The organism is Streptomyces sp. NBC_01261 (genome assembly GCF_036226385.1).
Classification (GTDB): domain Bacteria; phylum Actinomycetota; class Actinomycetes; order Streptomycetales; family Streptomycetaceae; genus Streptomyces.
Window position 1 is genome coordinate 3,059,328 of the sequence record NZ_CP108463.1, and the last position, 20,726, is coordinate 3,080,053.

The following is a 20,726-nucleotide window of genomic DNA, read 5'->3' on the forward strand; positions in this document are numbered from 1 at the left end:
CTTCCCTCACACGACAGTTGCTATGTTGCGCAACTGTACAACCCTGAGGTGGATCGCAAACCCCTCAGGGCCAGGGCATACACACCGAGCACGGCTGCCAGGAGGGCGTAGTAGGGGAGCGTCAGGCCCGTCATGCCCAGCGCGGCGCCCAGCGGGCTCAGGGGCAGCAGTACTCCTGCGGCGGCGAGCGCGACGGCGGCTCGCCCCACCGGCCCCGGTGTACCGCCCCTCATACGCAGGAGCAGCATCACCAGCGCCTGGGTGAGCAGGTTCTCCGTGAACCAGGCCGAGTGGAACAGCACCTCGTCGTCCACGGCGTCCGGGCCGCGCAGCGCCAGCGCCAGTACGGCGAAGGTCGCCAGGTCCGCGACCGCGTTCAGCGCCCCGAACCCGGTGATGAACCGCAGGAACGCCCGCGGTCGCAGCACGGTCGGGCGGCGCAGCGCCTCCGCGCCGGGGCGGTCGTGGGCGAAGGCCAGTTGGGCGGCGTCGAAGCAGAGGTTCTGGGCGAGCACCTGGGCCGGGAGCATCGGCAGGAAGGGCAGCAGCAGGCCCGCCGCGAGCATCGCGATGACGTTGCCGAGGTTCGAGGAGAGGGTGATCCGCAGATACGAGGCGATGTTCGCGCTGCTGCGCCGTCCGGCCGTGACCGCGTGCCGGATCGCGGCGAGGTCCTTGCCGGCGAGCACGACGTCGGCGGCCTCCCGGGCCGCGTCCACGGCGGCGCGCGGCGCGATGCCGACGTCGGCGGCGCGCAGCGCGGGCACGTCGTTCAGACCGTCCCCGAGGAAGCCGACCGTGTGCCCGGCCGCGCGCAGGGCGGTGACCGCGCGGGCCTTGTCCTGAGGCGTGCAACGGGCCTCGATCCGTACCTCCCCCGGCGTCGGCCCCAGCTCCCGGCACACCCGCGCCGCCGTCGCCGGATGGTCGCCCGTGAGGATCCGCACGGCGACACCCAGGCCGGCCAGGGCCCGCAGGGCTTCCCCGGCGTCCGGGTTCAGGGCGTCGTGGAACGTCACCAACCCCCGGAAGACCAGGCCCCGTTCGTCCGCCGGGCCGTAGTCACGCGCGCGTGCGGGGCGTTCGGCGGTGGCGACCGCCAGGATGCGCAGGCCGGACTCCGCCTCCCGCTCGGCCAGGGCCAGCAGCCGGTCGCGCTCGGCCTCGTCGAGCACACACCGCTCCAGCACGTTCTCCACCGCGCCCTTCACGATCAGCGTGTGCGTGCCGAGGGCCTCGCCCCGCACCACCGCCGTCGCGAGCCGTCGTACCGGATCGAAGGGCACGGCCCCGACCCCGTCGTACTCCTCCCCCACCGGCCCGGCCGCCTCCAGCAGCGCCTCGTCGAGCGCGTCCGGCACGGGCGCCTCGGCGAGTTGGAGGGTCCACCAGGCGGCCGTGGCGGCCAGGCGCAGGACGTCCGGGTCCTGGGCGCCGTCGGGGCCGAGGGCGCGTTCCACGACCGGGCGGTCCTGGGTGAGCGTGCCGGTCTTGTCGAGGCAGAGGACGTCCACGGCCCCGAGGTCGTGCAGCGCGGGGAGCCGTCGGACGACGACGCCGTGCGTGCGGGCGAGCAGCGCGGCTCCGCGCGCGAGGCAGGTCGTCACGATCACCGGGAGCATCTCGGGCGTCAGCCCGACCGCCACCGCGACGGCGAACGGCAGCGTCGCCAGACCCCGCCCGCGCAGCGCCGCGTTGGCCATCAGGACGAGCGGGGGCGTCAGCAGCATGAACCGGATCAGCACCCAGGAGATCCCGTGCACGGACCGGTCGAACGCGCTCGCCTCCCGCCGCACCGGCCCGCCGTGCGCGGCGGCGAACCGCGTCCGCGCCCCCGTCGCCAGCACGACCGCCGTGGCACTCCCCGAGACGACACCACTGCCCTGGAAGCAGAGGTACGGCTGCGCGAAGGGGCCCTCGTCCGCCGCGCCGGGCAGTTCCACGGCGGCCTTGGCGACCGGCGCCGACTCGCCGGTGAGGGCGGCCTGGTGGACAGTCAGCCCGGTCGCGCGCAGCAGTCGTACGTCGGCGGGGACGAGGTCGCCGGGCCCGAGCCGGATCACGTCGCCCGGCACCAGCTCGGCGACCGGAGTCTCCCGGGCCCGTACCGGCGCGTCCGCGTCCGTGCGCCGCAGCACGCAGGCGGTTGCGCCGACCAGCTCGCGCAGATCGTGCAGCGAGCGGTCGGCCCGGTGCTCCCCGCTCGTGCGCAGCACACAGCTCACCGCGACCAGGGCCAGGATCACCGCGGCGGTTCCCCAGGAGGCGACGAGCGCCGAGACCACGCCGAGGAGCAGCAGGACGGCGGTGAAGGGGTCGCGCAGGCTGCGCAGGAACAGGCGGGGCCAGGAGGTCGTACGGCGCTGGGGAAGCGTGTTCTCGCCGGTCGCCGCGAGCCGGGCCGCGGCCTCCGGGTCGGTCAGTCCGCGCGGGCCGGTGTCCAGGTGCCGCAGCACCTGCAGCGGGGTGTGCCGGTGGGCGGCGGTGTCAGAGGCCACGGAGTCGGGGGGCGGGGAGATCGGCCCGGTCGGCGCGGTCGCCGATGCGGGTGACCGCGAGCCGGACGACGTCGACCACGTCGGGGTCGTCGACGAAGTACACCTGGCGGCGGCCCTCGCGGCGGGACCGGACCAGGCCGGCGAGCTTCAGTTTGGTGAGGTGCTGGCTGACCGCGGGCAGCGCGCCGCCGACCCGCTCCGCGAGCCCGGTGACATCGCTCTCGCCCTGGGCCAGCGCCCACACGATGTGCAACCGCGCGGGCGAGGCCAGCAGCCCGAAGGCAGCGGCGGCGTCCGCGAGCACGTCGGCGGACGGGTCCTCGAAGCCGCTGCCGGCTGTCGCCACCGTCGTCGCCTCCTGTCCTGGACCGGTCCCGTTCGTGAATCGCCCAGTCTAGGCGGCCGGAACTTCTCCCCGGGCCGGGGAGTTTCCACGGTGCCGCAGACGCACGACTGCTCGCCTGAGGCACGACTTACTACATATGGAGTTCGCATGGCCCTGTGGGACCGCTTCAAGGAGTCCGCGTCGACGATGCAGACCCAGCTCGTGGCGAAGAAGAACGACCTGAAGAGCGGGGCGTTCCGCGACGCGAGCATGGCGATGTGCGCGCTCGTGGCGGCGGCCGACGGGACGGTCGACCCGTCGGAGCGCCAGCGCGTCGCCCAGCTCATCGCGAGCAACGAGGTGCTGCAGAACTTCGACGCGATGGACCTCCAGCGCCGTTTCGACGAGAACCTGAACAAGCTGACGGCCGACTTCGCCTTCGGCAAGGTCAGCGTGCTCCAGGAGATCGCCAAGGCGAAGAAGAAGCCCGCCGAGGCGCGGGCCGTGATCCAGATCGGCATCGTGATCGGCGGCGCGGACGGCGACTTCGACAAGACCGAGCAGGCCGTGGTCCGCGAGGCGTGCTTCAGCCTCGACCTGCCGCCGCACGAGTTCGACCTCTGACCGGCCGCCGACTCCCCGTTGCCGTCCGGGAGTTGGAGCACGTCTGACGACCTGGACCGCGGTCCGATCCACGCCCCGCCTCTCGACGGCGGGGCAGCCCTTCGGGGGGATCGGCCGCGGTCCTCGGCGTAACCACCCCTCCCCCAGCCCGTAACCTTCTCGTCGGCGTGCTCAACTTCCGTACGACGTCGAGATGATCACAATGCGGGGCCAACAACTCACTCCATGTCGCTGCTCACTTGACTACCAGCGGTCACACGCGATTGGCTCCGGGCCAGCGGGAGTCTCCCGGTCGGCGCACCCCTCGGCTCCGGGCGCACTCTCCCCGTCCTCAGGCTCGGCCGCACAGCGAGGTGCCGCACCCCTTATGACCACTCCTCCCTCACCTCACGCTCCCCTCCGTCTGATACCCGGCACGGCACTCAGCCTCGCCGTGACCGGCTGTCTGCTGCTCTCCGGCTGCTCGGCGACCGGTGGTTCGGACTCCGGCACGGACGGGGCCGGTGCCGCGAGCACCGGCGGGCTCAGGATCACCCTGGTCACCCACGCGAGCAAGGGCGACGCCTTCTGGCTGCTGGTGAAGAAGGGCGCCGAGGCCGCCGCGGCCAAGGACGGCGTCGATCTGACGTACACGAGCGACCCCGACGCCACCGGACAGGCGGAGCTGGTGCGGAACGCGATCAAGGACGGGGTCGACGGCATCGCGCTGACGCTCGCCAAGCCGGCCGCGATGAAGGGGCCGATCAAGGAGGCCAAGGCCTCGGACATTCCCGTGGTCGGCCTCAACTCCGGTATCGACTCCTGGCAGTCGGAGGGTGTCCTGGAGTTCTTCGGGCAGGACGAGAGCGTCGCGGGCCGCGCCGTCGGCCAGAAGCTGGACGCCCTCAAGGCCAAGCACGCCCTGTGCGTGATCCACGAGCGGGGCAATGTCGCCCTGGAGGCGCGCTGCGCGGGCGTGAAGAAGGCGTTCAGCGGCGAGACCGACATGCTCTACGTGGACGGCACCGACATGGACGCCGTGTCCGCGGGGGTCACGGACCGGCTGAAGCAGGACCCCAGCATCGACGAAGTGGTCATGCTGGGCGCCGATTTCGCCCTCGCCGCGGTCAAGTCCGTGAAGACGGCGGGCAGTAGGGCCAAGGTCGCGACCTTCGACCTCAACTCGGCCCTGGTCAAGGCCGTCCAGAACGGCGACGTACAGTTCGCGGTCGATCAACAGCCTTATCTGCAGGGCTATCTGGCCGTGAACTCGCTGTGGCTCTACAAGACCAACGGCAACATCAGTGGCGGCGGGGTGGCTCCCGTGCTCACCGGCCCGGCGTTCGTGACGAAGACGAACGTCGGCGCGGTCGCGAAGTTCGCGGCCGACGGAACGCGCTGACCGGACACTTCGTACGAGGATGTAGCGAGGACGACCACGATGTCTCCACGGACAGGTGCCCGGCGCCGCGTCGGTTCCATACGTCTTTCCCTGATCCTGCTCGCCCTGGTCCCCAGCGTCACGCTGGCCGCCATGTGGGGCCTGACGACGACCCAGATGTTCGCGGAGGGGCTACGGCTGCGCTCGCAGACGGAGTTGAGCAGGTCGACCGGCGCCATGGGCACCGAGGCCGCGCTCGCGCTCCAGAAGGAGCGCAGCCTCTCGGCGGCGTGGATGGCGAACCCGCACGGCTCGCAGGCCGCGCTGGAGGCCCAGCGCACGGCGACGGACAAGGCGGTGGCCCAACTCGTGGCCCAGTCGGGGGCGATCAAGAAGGCGCCGTCCCGGATCAGGGACCGGATGTACTCGGTCGTCGCTTCCGTGGACAGCCTTGAGTACTACCGGGACCAGGTGGACAACCCCACCGACATCACGCCCCAGCAGGTGCTGGACCAGTACACCTCGATCATCGACGACCAGATCCAGGCGTTCCAGCAGTTGTCCCAGGTCGACGACGGCGACCTCACCTCGCAGGCGGAGCCGCTCGTCGCGCTGGAGCACGGCGCGGAGCTGGTCTCCCAGGAGGACGCGCAGCTGACGCTCGCCTGGCACTCCGGGCGCCTCGACAACGAGTCGTGGGAACGGTTCGCCGAGCTGGTGCACGCCCGGCGCTGGCTGGTCGAGGACCAGATCGCCACCGGGTTCCAGGGCGCCACCAAGACGCGGATCGAGCACATTCTGCAGAGTGTCGAGTGGAGCACCCTGGAGTCCACGGAGGACGCGGTCCTCAGGGCCGGCACGGCGGGCAGGGCGGACCCGGACAACGGCACGGCCGGCCGGATCGTCCTGCCCGCCGAGCAGAAGCAGTGGAACGCGGCACTGTCCGAAGTCGCCGAACAGTACGAGGCGTTGATCCGGCAGCAGACGGCCGGCCTCCTCGACCGCAGCTCCGACAAGGCGCACAGCCTGCTCGTCACGGCCGCCTCGCTGAGCGCGGGCGGACTCGCCGCCCTGCTGCTCTGCATCGGCATGTCCTGGCGGATCACCCGCTCCCTGTCCCGCCGGCTGCGCGGCCTGAAGGCGGCCACGCTGGGTCTCGCCGAGGACCGACTGCCGGACGTGGTGGCCCGGTTGAACCGGGGCGAGAAGATCGACGTGGAGTCGGCGACCCCGCCCCTGGACTACGGCAACGACGAACTCGGCCAGGTGGCCCAGGCGTTCAACACCGCGCAGCGCACCGCCGTGCACACCGCGGTCGAACTCGCCGACACCCGGAGGGGTTTCCAGAAGGTCATCCTCGGCATCGCCCGGCAGAGCCAGAACCTGGTCAACCTCCAGCTCACCAAGCTCGACCAGCTGGAGCGCCGGCACGACGACCCCGAGGTCCTGCGCGGCCTGTACGAACTGGACTCCACCGCAAGCCAGTTGCGCCGCTACGAGGAGAACCTCGTCGTCATCAGCGGCGAGCAGCCGCGCCGCAGCTGGACCGAGCCGGTCGCCCTGATCGACATCCTGCGCAGTGCCGTCGGTGAGGTCGCCGAGTACCAGCGGGTGGAGGTGCACACCGAGGAGGAGGTGTGCCTCGCGCCGCCCGCGGTCGCCGACGTGATCCACCTGCTGGCCGAGCTGATCGACAACGCGACCGTGTACTCCCCCGCACCGAGCCCCGTCGGGGTGCGGGCCGCGATGGTCGCCAAGGGACTCGTCATCGAGGTCGAGGACCGCGGGCTCGGCATGTCGGAGGAGGACTACGCCTCGCTCAACGCCCAACTGGCGGTGGCCCCGCAGTTCGACGTGGTCGCCCTCGCCGACGACCTCCGGCTCGGCATGTTCGTGATCGCCCGGCTCGCCACCCGGCACGGCATCGCGGTGACCCTGCGCTCCTCGCCGTACGGCGGCACGACCGCGATCGTGCTCATCCCGCACGAGATCGTCGTGCCCGAGGCACCCGAGGAGCCCGCTCAGGGCGCCGCAAGGACCACCGACGCCGAGGCCGTCGTAGCGGAAGAGGCGGAGAAGGCGGGCGTCTCCGCACCAACGGCCCTGGCCGATCGGGCAGTTGACGCGTCGGGTCCCGCGCCCAAGGTCCGGCCCGTCGTCCCCCCGGCGCGGTCGCCCGAGTCCGAGTCGGTGACGGCCGGGCTCGGTGGGCTGACCCCGTTGCCTCGACGGGTGCCGCAGACCAGTCTGGCCAGTGAGTTGCGGGAGGAGGCCGGGCCGGTCGAGGAGGACCTGGAGCTGGAAGACTTCACCGCGGAGCGTGCGGCCTCCTCGCTGGCCGGGTTCCAGCGCGGCACGTTCCAGGCGCGAGACTCCGTCGACGACGACGCGCCGTCGCAGTACGACCGGGAGGAAGCAGCAGCCTCCCCCAATCCGCCCGCCGACCGCTCATGAAGGACTCCGCCATGACACGACCCGTTCCCGCCACGCACACCCAGCTCGACCAGTTGCTCACCGGACTCGTGGACCGGGTGGCCGAGGTGAACCAGGCCGTCGTGCTGTCCGAGGACGGCCTGGTCGTCAGCAAGTCCATCGGGTTCCTGCGCGACGACGCCGAGCGGCTCGCGGCCACCGCGTCCGGGCTGATGAGCCTCAGCAAGGGGGTCAGCATGGACTTCAGGGGCGGTCCGGTGCGCCAGGCGCTGATCGAGATGGCGAACAGCTATCTCATCCTCACCTCGGCGGGCCCCGGCGCCCATCTGGTCGTCCTGACCGGTCCGGGCGCGGACGTCGGGGTCGTGGCGTACCAGATGAACATGCTGGTGAAGAAGATAGGCGAGCATCTCAGCGCCGCGCCGCGGGCCAACGTCGGCCCCGCGGCCGGCTCCGGCGAGTGAGGTGAGCGGTGGCGACGCGGCGGGACGGCTCGTACGGCCGTTCACGCTGACCGGAGGCAGAACCCGGCCCAGCCGCGCCGATTTCACCCTCATCACCACGGTGACCGCGGTCGATCCGGTGCCCGCGCGGGCGCCCCGGCCGCAGCCGGAGCAGTCCCGCATCCTGCGGCTGTGCGCCGAGCCGCTGGCGGTGGCGGAGGTCGCCGCTCTTGTCGACCTTCCGGTGAGCGTGGTAGTGATCATGCTCTGCGATCTGCTGGAGGCCGGCCTGATCACGGCCCGGCCGCCGCACCCGGTCTCCCGTACCAGCCCGGACATGGACCTGCTGCAGAAAGTGAGGGAGGGCCTTGACCGGCTCTGACACCATCGCTCCGGCACCCGCGCCGCCCGAGACGGTCAAGATTCTGATCGCGGGGGGCTTCGGCGTCGGCAAGACCACCATGGTCGGCTCGGTGAGCGAGATCGCGCCGCTGCGCACCGAGGAACCGCTGACCGTGGCGGGCCTCGCCGTCGACGACCTCGACGGCATCGAGGAGAAACGGGCCACCACCGTGGCCCTGGACTTCGGCCGCATCACCATCGGCCAGGACCTGGTGCTCTATCTCTTCGGCACCCCGGGCCAGCAGCGCTTCTGGTTCATGTGGAACGACCTGGCGCTCGGCGCGCTCGGCGCGGTGGTCCTCATCGACGTCCGCCGCCCGAAGTCCAGCTTCGCGGCCGTCGACTTCTTCGAACGCCGGGGCATCCCGTTCGTGGTGGGCGTGAACGGCTTCTACGGCGAACACCCCTACCCCGCGGAGGCCGTGCGCGAGGCGCTGGCCCTCCCCGAGGACGTCCGGGTGCTGCTGTGCGACGCGCGGGAGCGCGACTCGTGCCGGAACGTACTGATCGCGCTGCTGGACCAGTTGATCGAGGCGGCCATCGAGGACGGCGGGGGCGGCAAGCTCACTCGTCCGCCCCGCTGAGCGGCTCGTCCGAGGGGGCGATGACCCGGGCCGTGAGGTCCGGGTCGGGCATGTCCCGGTCGAAGGGGAACAGGGGCCGCCGGACGCGGTGATGCCCGAGCCGGACCAGGTCCTGGTCGACTCCGCCCGGGGTGAGGGCCATCTTCCAGTCGGCGGCCATGGCGAAGAGTTCGGGTTCGAGATAGCCGATCTTGACGAGCACGAGGTCCGCGGAGCGCGGGTCCAACTCCAGGTCGGTGAAGTCGTGTTCGTGGTGGTACGGCTTCCGGAGCCGGGTCAGGACGACGTACACGCTGCCGACCCTGAGGACGACCTCGGTCTCCGCGTCCCGGTCGCCGTGCCGGATCGAGTGCACGACACCGGTGAGGGTGAGCGGGCCCGCGTGCCGGTCGTCGACCTCGGCGCCCGCCGTGACGGTGACGGTGGCGCCGATACCGGCGCGCTCCGCCGCGGCTACGGCGGACGGTCCGGGGAGCGACGCGTAGATGACCGTGGGGCCGTCCTGGGCCTTGAACTCCGGGCGTTCCAGCACCTGTTGGAGGCCCCAGGTGACGTCGCCCGCGCCGCCCGCGGTCGGGTTGTCGCCGGTGTCGCTGATGAAGTAGGGGCGGGCGGTGGAGGCCAGGGCCTCGTCCAGGCAGTCGTGGAGAGTGCCGGTCGGGGCCACGAACTCGAAGTCGTGCCTTGCGTCCCAGAAGCCGCGGGCCAACTCCTCGGCGCCTGCGGTGACTTGGGGTTCTGACGGGCCGGTCACGACGACCGCGGCTCGGTTGCGGGGCTCGTCCGCCCAGGCGTAGCCGACCCAGATCGCCGCGTCGGTGACTCCGGCGGTTGCTTCCACTTCTTCCACGGCCGCGTAGACGCTCTTCGCCGGTTCGATGCGGGTGGAGGTCTGTTCGCCCGCGAGGAGGACCGGGACCGGGATCCAGGCCTTGACCGGGCGGGGGGCGCCGCTTGCCAGGAGGTCCACGAGGTTGCGGGCGGCGCGTTCCTTCGTGTCCATGGCGTCCTCGTGCGGGGCCATGCGGTAGCAGGTGATCAGGTCGCTCTGGTGGACCAGTTCGCGGGAGACGTTGCCGTGCAGGTCCATGGAGGTGGACACGAGGGTGTGTGGGCCGATGGTTTCCCGGATGCGGGCGAGCAGTTGGGCTTCGGCGTCGTCTGTGCCCTCTACTGTCATCGCGCCGTGGATGTCGTACCAGAGGCCGTCCAGGGGGCCCAACTCGCTTAGGCGCGCGATGAGTTCGTCGGTGAGTTCGGTGAATGCGGTGGCCGTTGCCGTGCCGCCGGGGAGGGCCTTGCCGACGAGGGCGCCCTGCCAGTCGGCGGACTCTCGGAGGGGGGTGCCGGGGGCCAGGAAGGGGTAGCGGGTGAGGACTTCGGGGCCTCGTCGGGGGTGGAAGGCCGGGGCGTCCGTGCGGGCCGGGGAGAAGGTCGAGGATTCGATGCCCAGGCCTGCGATGGCGATGGTGGGGCGGGATGAAGGCAAGGGGGCTCCAGGTTGTGGGTCGGGTGCGGGTGCGGGTGCGGGTGCGGGTGCGTGGGGGCTGGTCGCGCTCACGCGGCGGAGCCGCATATCGACACAGCCCCGCGCCCCTGAAAGACCTAGCGTGACCCGGGTTTGTCCGTGACCGTCTGCAATGCCTGCGCCAGGGCCCGTTGTAGGGCGAACTGGCCTGCGCCCACCAGGCCCGCGTCCGCGCCCAGGCTCGCTCGGTCGATCACCAGGTGTTCTGTGACGAGGGGGTGGCAGCCCTCGTAGAGCTGGCTGCGGACTGCCGCCACGAAGGGTTCCAGGGTGGAGAGGATGCCGCCGAGGTACACGGCGTCGGGGTTGAAGAAGTTGACGTTGGCCGCGAGGACCTGGCCGAGGTAGCGGCCGGCCTGGCGGACCGCTCGGGTCGTCTCGGGGTGGGCGTCCGTGGCGAGGCGTACGACGTCCTCGGTGGACGTCACGTCGAGGCCGTGGCCGCGCAGGATGCGGACCAGGGCGGCGCCGGAGGCGACGGTCTCCAGGCAGCCGGTGTTGCCGCAGGAGCAGGGGATGTCGTGGGCGGCCTCGACACTGACGTGGGTGATCTCGCCGGCGGCGCCGGTGCCGCCGCGGTAGAGGCGGCCGTCGGCGATGACGCCCGCGCCGATGCCGGTGCCGACCTTGACCATGATCGACTGGCGGCGCTCGGCGGGCTGGACGGTGTGCTCGCCCACGGCCATGCAGTTGGCGTCGTTCTCGACGGCGGCCGGTACCTCGAAGCGGTCGGCGAGCCAGTCCCGGATGGGGAACTTGTTCCAGCCGGGCATCCGGGCCGGGAGCGTGACGATCCCGGAGGCGATGTCCACCGGGCCGGGCAGGGACAGGCCCACGCCCCGCAGCCGGTCCCGGCCGTGGCGTTCGGCGAGTGTGGTGAGCGTCTCGGCGAGGCCCGGCAGCGCGGCCTCGGGACCGTCCGCCGTGGGGAAGGGCACCGTCGAGACGTCCGTGAGGCCGCCGCCGGGTAGCACGACCCCCACGTGCGCGTGCTTGCCGCCCAGCTCGGCCGCTACCGCGAAGCCGTCGCTGCCGCCCAGCCGCAGCACCTTGCGCGGACGGCCGCCCGTGGAGGAGCGCGTGCCGTGCTCGGCGACCAGCCCGAGGGACACCAGCTGGCCCACCGCGAGGGAGATCGTCGAAGGTGCGGCGCCGAGCAGTTCGGCGAGTTCCGTGCGGGTGGCCGCCTGCCCGGAGGCGAGGAGTTCGAGGACGTGCTCGGCCAGTGAGGAGACGCCCGAGGTGCTCTTCCGGCGGTGCGCACTTTTTTCAGGCATGAAGGAAGTTACTTCCGGATCGGGTGATCGAGGCGACGAGCGTAAGTCACCCGGATGCCCTCTCACCTTTTTTCAGAACAGCAGTAACAGGCTTTTTACAGCGGGACGCCTGTTTCTTCGGCACAGGGAGTCGTTGACTGTCCTTACCCCCGCCTCCGCCCCTCTTTTTCCGAGGAGAACCATGTCCCCTGTTCGCCAGAGACTCCTCGCCGGTGCCTCCCTGACCACGGCCTCGCTGCTGCTCGCGGGCTGTTCCGGGTCGAGCGGTACGCCGTCGTCCGGGTCCCACGACTCGATCGACTACGCGCTGCCCGCGAACTTCACCCCGAACTGGATCCTCCCGATCGGCACGGCGGCCCACCTCAACACCAACAACATCTCCATCGCGAACTCGTTGTGGGAGCCGCTCATCGCCTACGACGGCTCGACCGGGACCATGGGCTGGAACAAGAAGGGCTCGGTGGCGACCGCCGCCGACTTCGCGGCCGACAACAAGAGCGTCACGATCACCCTCGGCGACCGGCACTGGAGCGACGGGAAGCCGGTCACCTCCGACGACGTGAAGTTCTGGTTCGACCTCATCAAGGCGAACAAGTCCCAGTGGGCGGGCTACAACCCGGGCAAGGCGCCGGACAACTGGACGTCCTTCAAGACCGTGGACGCCAGTCACTTCACGATCACCTTCGACAAGGCCTACAACCCGCAGTGGATGCTGGCCAATGAGCTGAGTTCCATCACCCCGCTCCCCCAGCACGTGTGGGACAGGGCCGGGGACGCCAAGAAGGACTGGACGTACCTCAACAACGCGGCCAAGAACATCGGCGGTTACGCGACGAACGCCCTGTGGAAGACGGTCAGCGGCCCCTACGCCGTGAAGTCCTTCTCCACGGCCGGCAAGGTCGTCCTGACCGCCAACTCGAAGTACGACGGCGGCGAGAAGGCCGGCATCCCCACCGTGAACCTCCTCCCCTTCACGACGGCGGACGCCGAGAAGAACGCGCTGCGGTCCGGAAGCGTCGACTACGGCTACATCGAGGCGACCGACCTCGACCAGAAGGCGAGCTTCACCGCGCAGGGCTACACGGTGAAGCCGTGGTCGGGCTGGGCGATCACCTACATGCCGTACAACTTCAACAACCCTTCCATGGGTGCCGTGTTCAAGCAGCTCTACGCCCGGCAGGCCGTGCAGAAGTCCATCGACCAGAGCGCGCTGGCGAAGGTCATCTTCAACGGGACGGCGGTGCCCGGGTACGGGCCTATCCCGCAGGCGCAGAGTTCGTCGTTCCTCTCGGACACGCAGAGGGGCGACCCGTACCCGTTCTCGACCTCGGCCGCCAAGTCCCTGCTCAGCGGCCATGGTTGGAGCGAACAGGGCGGGGTCATGACCTGCACCAGCCCCGGCACCGACGCCTCGCAGTGCGGTGAAGGGGTCTCCAAGGGGACGAAGTTCCAGATGCAGGTGCTGTCGCAGTCCGGTTCGACGGTGACCGACAACATGATGAGCGCGATCCAGTCCTCGCTCGCGAAGACCGGCATCAAGTTCTCCATCAAGACCGCGCCCGTCAACTCCGTGCTGTCGCAGACCCCGCAGTGCACGGCCTCGCAGTCGATCTGCAAGTGGCAGCTGTCCTTCTTCGGTACGGCGGGCAGCTGGTACTTCCCGGCCTTCCCGACCGGCGACTCGCTGTTCCAGTCCAAGGGCGGCGCGAACTTCGGCAACTACTCCAACGCCGATGTCGACAAGCTCATCTCCGCGTCCACGACGTCGAGTTCGACGCAGGAGATCCAGGACTACAGCGCGGCCCTGGCCAAGGACCTGCCGGTGATCTGGCTGCCCGAGCCGGACTACCAGATCTCCGTGGTCAGGAACGGCCTCGGCGGCTTCTCCCAGGACCCGCTCGCCAACTTCCACCCGGCACAGTGGAAGTGGACCAGCTGAGGCATGGACACCCTCCTGTATCTGACCCGGCGGATCGCGCAGGCGCTGGTCGTGATCCTCATCGTGACGGTCGTGGTGTTCGGCCTGCTGCACGCGCTGCCCGGGGGTCCCGCGCGCGGGATCCTCGGCCCGCAGGCCACGCCTCAGCAGATCACGCTGTTCGACCACGACCAGGGGCTCGACCGGCCACTGCCTGTCCAGTACCTCTACTACCTGCGGCAGTTGCTGCACGGTGACCTCGGCACGTCGTACACCCTCAACGAGGCGGTGTCCCGGCTCATCGAGCAACGCCTCCCGAAGACACTGGTGTTGACCGTGTTGTCGGCGGTTCTCGGGCTGGCGCTCGCGATTCCGCTGGGCATGTGGCAGGCGGTGCGGCGGAACAAGCCGGCCGACTACGTCATCACCACGTTGAGCTTCGTCGCGTACTCGACTCCCGTGTATTTCCTGGGACTTGTGCTGGTGCTGGTCTTCACGCAGATGGTGCGGTGGTTTCCTTCGCAGGCGCCGCAGGGGGACACGGTGGCTCAAGTCTTCGCGGATCCGATGGCGTTGGTGCTGCCTGTGGTGACCGGGGCGGCGTCGATGGTCGCCGTGTTCAGTCGGTACATGCGGGCCTCGACGTTGGAGAACCTGTCCGAGGACTACGTGCGGACCGCTCGGGCGGGGGGTTCTCGGCAGGGGGCGATTCTCTTCAGGCATGTGTTCCGGAACTCGCTCACGCCGGTGATCGCGATGTTGGGGTACTACGTGCCGGTGTTGTTCGGGGGTGCGCTGGTGGTCGAGCAGCTCTTCAACTACCCGGGGATGGGGCTGTTGTTCTGGAGTGCGGCTCAGTCCTCGGACTATCCGGTGCTTCTCGGGTGCGTGCTTGTCATTTCTGTCGCGACTGTGGTGGGGACGCTCCTTGCTGACGTCGTCCAGCGGATCGTGGATCCCCGAGTGAAGGCTGGGCGGACATGAGTGTTCGAAGTGCGGGCCGGTGGGGGCTTGTCGCGCAGTTCCCCGCGCCCCTGATTGCTCGCTTCGCTCGCAACAAGCTCGCCGTCGGCGGACTCCTCGTCGTGGCCCTCTTCCTTCTGTTCTGCTTCGTTGGACCGGCTCTCCACTCCACCGATCAGATCCATACCGATCTCACGCAGGTCAATCTCCATCCCAGCGGGGCGCATTGGCTCGGTACCGATGCTGTCGGGCATGACGAGTTGGGGCGGCTCATGTACGGCGGGAAGGTGTCGTTGCTCGTCGGGCTTGCCGCCGGGGTGCTTGCCACCGTGATCGGGACTCTCTGGGGTTCGGTCGCCGGGTATGCCGGTGGGTGGGTCGACGCGGTGATGATGCGGGTCGTGGACGCTGGGATCGCCATTCCCGCGCTGTTCATCCTGCTCGTCGTGTCCGCGATCACCACGCCGGGCGTGCCTGGGCTGATCCTGATCCTGGGGCTGGTGTCCTGGCTCGTGCCGTCGCGGCTCGTGCGGGCGGAGACGTTGACCTTGAAGAGCCGGGACTATGTGCTGACTCTGCGGGCCATCGGTGGGTCGCACAGCCGGGCCATCACGCGGCACATCCTGCCCAACTCGGTGTCGACGATCGTCGTCGCGGCCACGTTCCAGGTCGCCGACGCGATTCTGCTCGTCGCCTATGTGTCCTATCTGGGGCTGGGAGTTCAGCCGCCGTCGACCGACTGGGGCGGCATGCTCTCGGCCGGGCTGACGGCCGCCTACTCGGGACGCTGGTGGCTGATCGTGCCGCCGGGTCTCGCGATCATCCTCGTCGTGTGCGCGTTCAACGCGGTCGGCGACGGGCTGCGCGACGCCTTCGACGTGAGGGGACGGGGATGAACAGCATCCTGGAGATAGCGAATCTGGGCGTCACCTTCTCCACCGAGAGCGGTGATGTGCCCGCCGTGCGTGGAGTTTCGCTGCGGGTCGAGCCCGGCGAGACTCTTGCCCTGGTCGGTGAGTCCGGGTCGGGGAAGTCGACCGTGGCCCTGGCCGCGCTCGGGTTGTTGCCCGGCAACGCCCGTGCGTCCGGGGGCGTTTCGGTCGGCGGTACGGATGTCGTGGGGGCCGGTGAGGCCGAACTCGCGCGGCTGCGGGGGCGTACGGCTTCGATGGTGTTCCAGGAGCCGGCCACCGCGCTGGATCCGCTGACCCGAATCGGCAAGCAGATAGCGGAAGTTGTGCGGAACCATCGGGATGTGTCGCGGCAGGAGGCTGCTGCCGAGGCCGTCGCCTTGTTGCGCCGGGTCGGGATTCCCGAGCCTGAACGGCGGGCCTCCGCCTTTCCGTTCCAGTTGTCCGGTGGGCAACGGCAGCGGGTCGTGATCGCCATGGCCATCGCCAACTCGCCCGGGTTGCTGGTCGCCGATGAGCCGACCACCGCGTTGGACGTCACCGTGCAGGCCGAAATCCTGGATCTGCTGCGGGCGTTGGCCGCCGGCTCCGGGACCGGGGTGCTGCTGGTCACGCACAACATGGGGGTCGTCGCCGACTTCGCCGACCGGGTCGCCGTGATGCTGGAGGGGGAGATCGTGGAGACCGGGGCGGTGGAGGACGTGCTGTTGCGGCCGACGCACGAGTACACGCGGCGGTTGTTGGCCGCTGTGCCTCGGCTGGCGGTGAGCGAGCCGGTGGGTGCCGTTGCACGTGAGTCGGTCGAGACGACTGCTCCGGTGGTCGAACTACGGGATGTCTCCGTGCAGTTCGGGCGTGGGCCTCGTGCCGTGCGCGCGCTGGAGGAGGTGTCGCTGACCGTGCGGGCGGGTGAGACCGTGGGGCTTGTCGGGGAGTCCGGGTCGGGGAAGTCGACCGCCGCCCGGGTGGCTCTCGGGCTGGTCTCGCCGGAGTCGGGGGGCGTCTCCCTCTTCGGGGCCGATCTGCGCAAGGCGCGGGGGCGGGCCCGGCGGGCTCTGCTGGCCGGGGTCGGTGTGGTGTTGCAGGATCCGGTGGCCTCGCTGGACGCGCGGATGAGTGTCGCGGAGTGCGTGGCCGAGCCCTTGCGGGTGCACCGGCGTGGGACGGGTGCCGCCGAGCGGCGGGAGCGGGTTGCCGAGGTGCTCGAACTGGTGCGGCTGCCGAGGGAGTTCGCGCGGCGCGGGCCGCGTGAGCTGTCCGGTGGGCAGCGGCAGCGGGTGAGTCTCGCGCGGGCGCTGGTTCTCGAACCGCGGCTGCTGGTCGCGGACGAGCCGACGAGCGCGCTGGACGTGAGCGTGCAGCAGACCGTGTTGGAAGTGATCGCCGAGTTGCAGGCGGACCTGGGGTTCGCTTGCCTCTTCGTCTCGCACGACCTCGCCGTGGTGCAGCAGTTCGCCGGGCGCGTGGTCGTGATGCGGGGCGGGCGGGTCGAGGAACAGGGGCCGACCATGAGCACGTTGCTGCACCCGGAGACCGCGTACACACGTCGGCTCATCGCCGCCGTGCCCGTACCCGATCCGGTGCTCCAACGGGAGCGCAGGGAGCGCCGGTTGGCGTTGGGGACGGGGGCCGGCGCGTGACGGACTCTCCCCAGGTGGTCGTCGGCGTCGACATCGGCGGCACGACCACCCAGGTCGTGCTGTGCACGACCGAACTCGACGTCCTGGACCGGACGGAGGTGTCCACCCCGGCGAGTGAGGGCGGGACGGCCATGCTCGACGCGGCGCTCTCCGCGCTACGGCTGCTGCTGGACCGTACGCCCGCCCGGTTGCTCGGGGTCGGGGTCGGCGCGGCCGGGCTCGTGGACGTTCGGGCCGGGCGGATCCTCGTGGCCAGCGACTCCTTCCGCGACTGGGCCGGGTTCGAGGTGACGGCCACCGTCCAACAGGCCCTGGGCGTACCGGCGTTCCTCGACAACGACGTGAACGCGTTTCTGCGCGGGGAGGTCGCGAAGGGCGCGGTCGCCGGTGCGGAGAACGTGCTCGGGATGACGCTGGGCACCGGGGTGGGCGGCGCGCTGTGGCTGAATGGCGCCCTGTACGAGGGGCCGCGCGGGGCTGCCGGCGAGATCGGGCACGTGCCCGGGTTCGGTGAACTGCCGTGTACGTGCGGGGGAAGAGGGCATCTGGAGACGCTGGCCTCGGGGCGGTCGATCGCGGCGCGGTACGGCGAGCGGACGGGGCGTGCGCTCACGGCCCATGGGATCGCCGAGGCGGCCCGGTCGGGCGATCCGGACGCGCGGGCCGTGTACACGTCGGTGGGGCGCGGGGTCGCCCGTGCGCTGCTGATCACGGCGGGGCTGCTGGATGTCACGACGTGTGTGATCGGCGGGGGCGTCAGCCGGTCCTGGGCTCTGGTCGAGTCCGCCGTACAGGAGACGTTGGCGGTGGAGCCGCCGGTGAGCGGTCACCCGGTGCGGGTGCTGCCCGCCCGGCTGGGCGGGGACGCGGTGGCGGTCGGGGCGGCGGCCCGGGCGCGGGCGGAACTCCTGATCCACACAGGGGGCTCGTAGCGAACACCTACGTGAACGACGGGAACCGGCCAAGCACGACCGTGTGATTGACGCACACGCGGCCCATCTCTACCTTCTGATCGACTCACCGAACCTCGTTCGGAATGTCGAACGACATGTATCAATGGGCCGCTCGTATCCCCCTGGAGAAGACATGGCCGTCCCCCCTCTCCCCCACCCGTCCCGCCGCCTGTTCCTCGGCATGGCCGCGACCGTCCCCCTCGCGGCCACGGGCACGCTCACGCTCGGCGCGGGCAGCGCGCGGGCAGCCACCAACTCGGCTTACGTCATGTGCTACTTCACCGAGTCGCCGACGTTCCTGGGCGCCGACTACGGCCTGCACCTGGCCGTCAGCCCGGACGGTCTGGAGTGGACCCCGCTCAACCAGAACGCCCCCGTCGCCACCCCCACCGCGGGCTCCCTCGGCCTGCGCGACCCGTTCATCCTGCGCAAGCAGGACGGCACGTTCGTCGTCCTCGCCACCGACCTCAACGGCACCGACTGGTCGTACGTCAGCCAGTACATCCACGTCTGGGACTCCGCCGACCTGCGCACCTTCACCGGCTATCGGCGGATGAAGGTGCACGACCTGGACACCCACGCCTGGGCGCCGGAGTCGTTCTGGGACGCGGGGCGCGGTCAGTACGGGGTGATCTACTCGGCCGTGAACGACAGCGGGCACAACGTCATCATGGTCAACTACACGAGCGACTTCGTGACCGCCGGTGATCCGCAGGTGTTCTTCGATCCCGGGTACGACGTCATCGACGGTGATCTCGCCGTGGGGGTGAACGGGGTCAACTACCTCTACTTCAAGAAGAGTTCGACGCTGGTCGGCGCCAAGTCCACGTCACTGGACCCGGGCAGCTTCACCGAGTTCAGCACGGCGGTCTCGCACAACGGCACCGAGGCGCCGACATTGGTCAAGTCCCTTGCTTCCAGCGGTACTTGGTACCTCTGGGGTGACACCTGGGATCCGAACGGCGTCTTCTACGCCTGGCAGACCAGCAGCCTCGCCGCGGGCACTTGGACGGCCGTGGACCAGAAGCTCTACACACAGCCGCTCAACTCCAAGCACTGCGGCATCCAGCCGATCACCACGGCCGAGTACAGCAACCTCATCGCCAAGTGGGGCACGCCCGCCTGGAACCGGATCAAGTCCTACAACTATCCGGCCCGTTACGTCCGCCACTCCAACTTCGTCGGGCGGATCGACGAGTACGCCTTCGACCCGTACACCGACTCCCAGTGGACCCTGGTGCCGGGTCTCGCGGACTCGGCCGGGGTGTCCTTCCAGTCGGTCAACTACCCGACCCGCTATCTACGGCACTACGACTACGCGCTCCGGCTCGACGTGAACGACGGCACGTCGACGTTCGCCGGGGACGCCACGTTCTACCGGACCGCGGGGCTCGCGGACTCCTCCTGGGCGTCCTTCCGATCGTACAACAATCCGACGCGCTACATCCGGCACTCCGACTACGTCCTGCGGATCGACCCGATCTCGACGGCGACGGATCAGCGGGACGCGACGTTCCGCGTCGGGTACTGAGCACGACGCGGGTGCCTCCCGGAGAAACGGAGGCACCCGCGTCGTCGCCGGAGCGGGTCAGCTCAGGCCGGCCGTCTTCAGCCAGGCCTTCGCCACGTCCAGCGGGTCCTTGTTCTGGGACTGGACCTGGGTGTCGAGGTCCAGCAGCGTCGCCGTGTCGAGCTTCGCGGAGACCGCGTTGAGGGCGGCGACACCGGCCGCGGAGAGGCCGCTCTTGTAGACGAGGGGCTGCACGTTCTCGAAGCCGAAGAGCCTCTTCGGGTCCTGGAGCGTGACGTGCTTCTCCTTGACGATGGTCGGGTCCGTGCTGAAGAGGTCGGCGGCCTGCACCGTGTTCTTCTTCAGCGCGGCGGCCGTCAGCGGACCGCCCGCGTCCAGCGCCTTGAAGGACTTGAACTCCAGGCCGTAGACCGACTTCAGGCCCAGCAGGCCCTGCTGCCGGGTCTGGAACTCCGGCGAGGCACCGATGACCAGGTCCTTGGCGATGGACTTGAGGTCCGCGATGGAGGAGTCGGACGTGAGGCTGTACTTCTTCGCGGTCTCCGCGTTGAGCGTGACCGTGTCCTTGTCCTCCGCTGCCGCCGGGTCCAGCAGCGTCAGCTTCGAGTCCAGCTTGGCGTTGATCGCGGCCGTGGTCGCCGCGAGGGTCGCCGGGGTGGCCTTCGGGTCGAGGTAGGCCAGCAGCGCGCCGTTGTACTCGGGCAGCACGGATATCGTGCCGTTCTTGAGCAGGCCGTACGTCGTCTCACGGCTGCCGATGTTCGGCTTGTAAGTGACCTTGACGCCCTTGGCCTTGAGGGCCTCGCCGTAGATGTCGGCGATCAGGATGCTCTCGGCGAAGTTGTTGGAGCCGACGACGACCGTGTCGCCGCTGGCCTTGTCGCCCGAGAGCGGGTTGTCGGACTTGCTGTCGGAGGACGAACCACATCCCGTGACCAGCGCAGCCGTCGCGGCGAGCGCGATGGCGGCCGCGCCGGGGTACCTAGTACTGGACCAGCTGTTCTTCGCTTTTGAAGTCACAATTCCCGTTCCGGGTTTGGATGTTGGCACAGGCGTGCAGGCATGGCGGTGGCGTCGACGCGCGGGGCGTGAACGCCGCACTCCGCTGATCCAATCCAGCCGGTTCTTGGTCAGTCAAGAGAACTCTGGTCACCGATTGGCCTCAATGGGTGCCCAGTTGTGAAGGCAACGTAAACAGACTGGTCACGAACACGGTCGCTTTGTAATTGATTCTTGACGTAGGGCGACGCACTTGATCGTTCGAAGAGGCGGTAGTCTCCCCGGAGTTGGCGTCGGTCACAGCGGTGTGCGGGGGCCGCTTCGACCAAAAACAGTC

At 69.9% G+C, this 20,726-nt stretch carries 17 protein-coding genes; 12 read left to right on the forward strand and 5 right to left on the reverse strand.

Features of this window, described 5'->3' with window-relative positions; translation table 11 throughout:
• Positions 1 to 20: 20 nt before the first annotated feature.
• Both mgtA and OG226_RS13295 read right to left on the reverse strand, forming a co-directional pair.
• Positions 21 to 2,498: a magnesium-translocating P-type ATPase gene (mgtA, locus tag OG226_RS13290; protein ID WP_329349073.1), complete on the reverse strand. Its 2,478-nt coding sequence runs from the start codon at positions 2,496 to 2,498 to the stop codon at positions 21 to 23.
• On the reverse strand, positions 2,488 to 2,844 hold the full coding sequence (locus OG226_RS13295; protein WP_327400507.1) for an ArsR/SmtB family transcription factor: 357 nt from the start codon (positions 2,842 to 2,844) through the stop codon (positions 2,488 to 2,490). Before OG226_RS13295 ends, mgtA begins: the two co-directional genes overlap by 11 nt.
• Before the next feature lie 147 nt (positions 2,845 to 2,991).
• On the opposite strand from OG226_RS13295, the gene OG226_RS13300 reads away from it, so the two are divergent.
• The 6 genes from OG226_RS13300 (at position 2,992) to OG226_RS13325 (ending at position 8,669) form a co-directional block, all read left to right on the forward strand.
• Complete coding sequence (locus tag OG226_RS13300) at positions 2,992 to 3,447, forward strand: tellurite resistance TerB family protein (RefSeq protein WP_019062789.1); 456 nt, start codon at positions 2,992 to 2,994, stop codon at positions 3,445 to 3,447.
• 367 nt (positions 3,448 to 3,814) lie between these two features.
• The gene (locus tag OG226_RS13305) at positions 3,815 to 4,828 is read left to right on the forward strand and encodes a substrate-binding domain-containing protein (protein WP_328677330.1); all 1,014 of its coding nucleotides are present in this window, start codon (positions 3,815 to 3,817) and stop codon (positions 4,826 to 4,828) included.
• Positions 4,829 to 4,867: 39 nt separating this feature from the next.
• Positions 4,868 to 7,261 carry a sensor histidine kinase gene (locus OG226_RS13310; protein WP_328677332.1) on the forward strand — a complete coding sequence of 798 codons (2,394 nt, stop codon included), beginning with the start codon at positions 4,868 to 4,870 and terminating at the stop codon, positions 7,259 to 7,261.
• Between the two features lie 11 nt (positions 7,262 to 7,272).
• Positions 7,273 to 7,704, forward strand: coding sequence for a roadblock/LC7 domain-containing protein (locus OG226_RS13315; RefSeq protein WP_328677334.1), 432 nt, complete (start codon positions 7,273 to 7,275; stop codon positions 7,702 to 7,704).
• 1 nt (position 7,705) lies between these two features.
• Positions 7,706 to 8,065 carry a DUF742 domain-containing protein gene (locus OG226_RS13320; RefSeq protein ID WP_328677335.1) on the forward strand — a complete coding sequence of 120 codons (360 nt, stop codon included), beginning with the start codon at positions 7,706 to 7,708 and terminating at the stop codon, positions 8,063 to 8,065.
• The gene (locus tag OG226_RS13325; RefSeq protein WP_328677336.1) at positions 8,052 to 8,669 is read left to right on the forward strand and encodes a GTP-binding protein; all 618 of its coding nucleotides are present in this window, start codon (positions 8,052 to 8,054) and stop codon (positions 8,667 to 8,669) included. Before OG226_RS13320 ends, OG226_RS13325 begins: the two co-directional genes overlap by 14 nt.
• On the opposite strand, the gene OG226_RS13330 is transcribed toward OG226_RS13325, so the two are convergent.
• Positions 8,650 to 10,158: a M81 family metallopeptidase gene (locus OG226_RS13330; RefSeq protein ID WP_329349074.1), complete on the reverse strand. Its 1,509-nt coding sequence runs from the start codon at positions 10,156 to 10,158 to the stop codon at positions 8,650 to 8,652. The genes OG226_RS13325 and OG226_RS13330 overlap by 20 nt on opposite strands.
• A 116-nt stretch (positions 10,159 to 10,274) precedes the next feature.
• Positions 10,275 to 11,474, reverse strand: a complete 1,200-nt coding sequence (locus tag OG226_RS13335) for an ROK family transcriptional regulator (protein ID WP_329349075.1) — start codon at positions 11,472 to 11,474, stop codon at positions 10,275 to 10,277.
• A gap of 181 nt (positions 11,475 to 11,655) precedes the next feature.
• On the opposite strand from OG226_RS13335, the gene OG226_RS13340 reads away from it, so the two are divergent.
• The 6 genes from OG226_RS13340 to OG226_RS13365 all read left to right on the forward strand — a co-directional run bounded on the left by OG226_RS13340 (position 11,656) and on the right by OG226_RS13365 (position 19,390).
• On the forward strand, positions 11,656 to 13,413 hold the full coding sequence (locus tag OG226_RS13340; RefSeq protein WP_329349076.1) for a peptide ABC transporter substrate-binding protein: 1,758 nt from the start codon (positions 11,656 to 11,658) through the stop codon (positions 13,411 to 13,413).
• A gap of 3 nt (positions 13,414 to 13,416) precedes the next feature.
• Positions 13,417 to 14,376: an ABC transporter permease gene (locus tag OG226_RS13345; RefSeq protein ID WP_329349077.1), complete on the forward strand. Its 960-nt coding sequence runs from the start codon at positions 13,417 to 13,419 to the stop codon at positions 14,374 to 14,376.
• Positions 14,373 to 15,251 (forward strand): ABC transporter permease, encoded by an 879-nt coding sequence (locus OG226_RS13350; RefSeq protein ID WP_329349078.1) that lies wholly within the window; start codon positions 14,373 to 14,375, stop codon positions 15,249 to 15,251. The genes OG226_RS13345 and OG226_RS13350 overlap by 4 nt, the downstream gene beginning before the upstream one ends.
• Positions 15,248 to 16,906, forward strand: a complete 1,659-nt coding sequence (locus OG226_RS13355; RefSeq protein ID WP_329349079.1) for an ABC transporter ATP-binding protein — start codon at positions 15,248 to 15,250, stop codon at positions 16,904 to 16,906. Before OG226_RS13350 ends, OG226_RS13355 begins: the two co-directional genes overlap by 4 nt.
• Positions 16,903 to 17,838, forward strand: coding sequence for an ROK family protein (locus tag OG226_RS13360; RefSeq protein WP_329349080.1), 936 nt, complete (start codon positions 16,903 to 16,905; stop codon positions 17,836 to 17,838). The genes OG226_RS13355 and OG226_RS13360 overlap by 4 nt, the downstream gene beginning before the upstream one ends.
• Before the next feature lie 154 nt (positions 17,839 to 17,992).
• Positions 17,993 to 19,390, forward strand: coding sequence for a glycoside hydrolase family 43 protein (locus OG226_RS13365; protein WP_329349081.1), 1,398 nt, complete (start codon positions 17,993 to 17,995; stop codon positions 19,388 to 19,390).
• Between the two features lie 57 nt (positions 19,391 to 19,447).
• On the opposite strand, the gene OG226_RS13370 is transcribed toward OG226_RS13365, so the two are convergent.
• Positions 19,448 to 20,410: an ABC transporter substrate-binding protein gene (locus OG226_RS13370; protein WP_328677345.1), complete on the reverse strand. Its 963-nt coding sequence runs from the start codon at positions 20,408 to 20,410 to the stop codon at positions 19,448 to 19,450.
• Between the last annotated feature and the right edge of the window lie 316 nt (positions 20,411 to 20,726).

Excerpts from the sequence above, each read along its gene's own strand:
- OG226_RS13300 (WP_019062789.1), top strand. The coding sequence starts at position 2,992 with ATGGCCCTGTGGGACCGCTTCAAGGAGTCCGCGTCGACGATGCAGACC.
- OG226_RS13305 (WP_328677330.1), top strand. The coding sequence starts at position 3,815 with ATGACCACTCCTCCCTCACCTCACGCTCCCCTCCGTCTGATACCCGGC.
- OG226_RS13310 (WP_328677332.1), top strand. The coding sequence starts at position 4,868 with ATGTCTCCACGGACAGGTGCCCGGCGCCGCGTCGGTTCCATACGTCTT.
- OG226_RS13315 (WP_328677334.1), top strand. The coding sequence starts at position 7,273 with ATGACACGACCCGTTCCCGCCACGCACACCCAGCTCGACCAGTTGCTC.
- OG226_RS13335 (WP_329349075.1), bottom strand. The coding sequence starts at position 11,474 with ATGCCTGAAAAAAGTGCGCACCGCCGGAAGAGCACCTCGGGCGTCTCC.
- OG226_RS13340 (WP_329349076.1), top strand. The coding sequence starts at position 11,656 with ATGTCCCCTGTTCGCCAGAGACTCCTCGCCGGTGCCTCCCTGACCACG.
- OG226_RS13345 (WP_329349077.1), top strand. The coding sequence starts at position 13,417 with ATGGACACCCTCCTGTATCTGACCCGGCGGATCGCGCAGGCGCTGGTC.
- OG226_RS13350 (WP_329349078.1), top strand. The coding sequence starts at position 14,373 with ATGAGTGTTCGAAGTGCGGGCCGGTGGGGGCTTGTCGCGCAGTTCCCC.
- OG226_RS13355 (WP_329349079.1), top strand. The coding sequence starts at position 15,248 with ATGAACAGCATCCTGGAGATAGCGAATCTGGGCGTCACCTTCTCCACC.
- OG226_RS13365 (WP_329349081.1), top strand. The coding sequence starts at position 17,993 with ATGGCCGTCCCCCCTCTCCCCCACCCGTCCCGCCGCCTGTTCCTCGGC.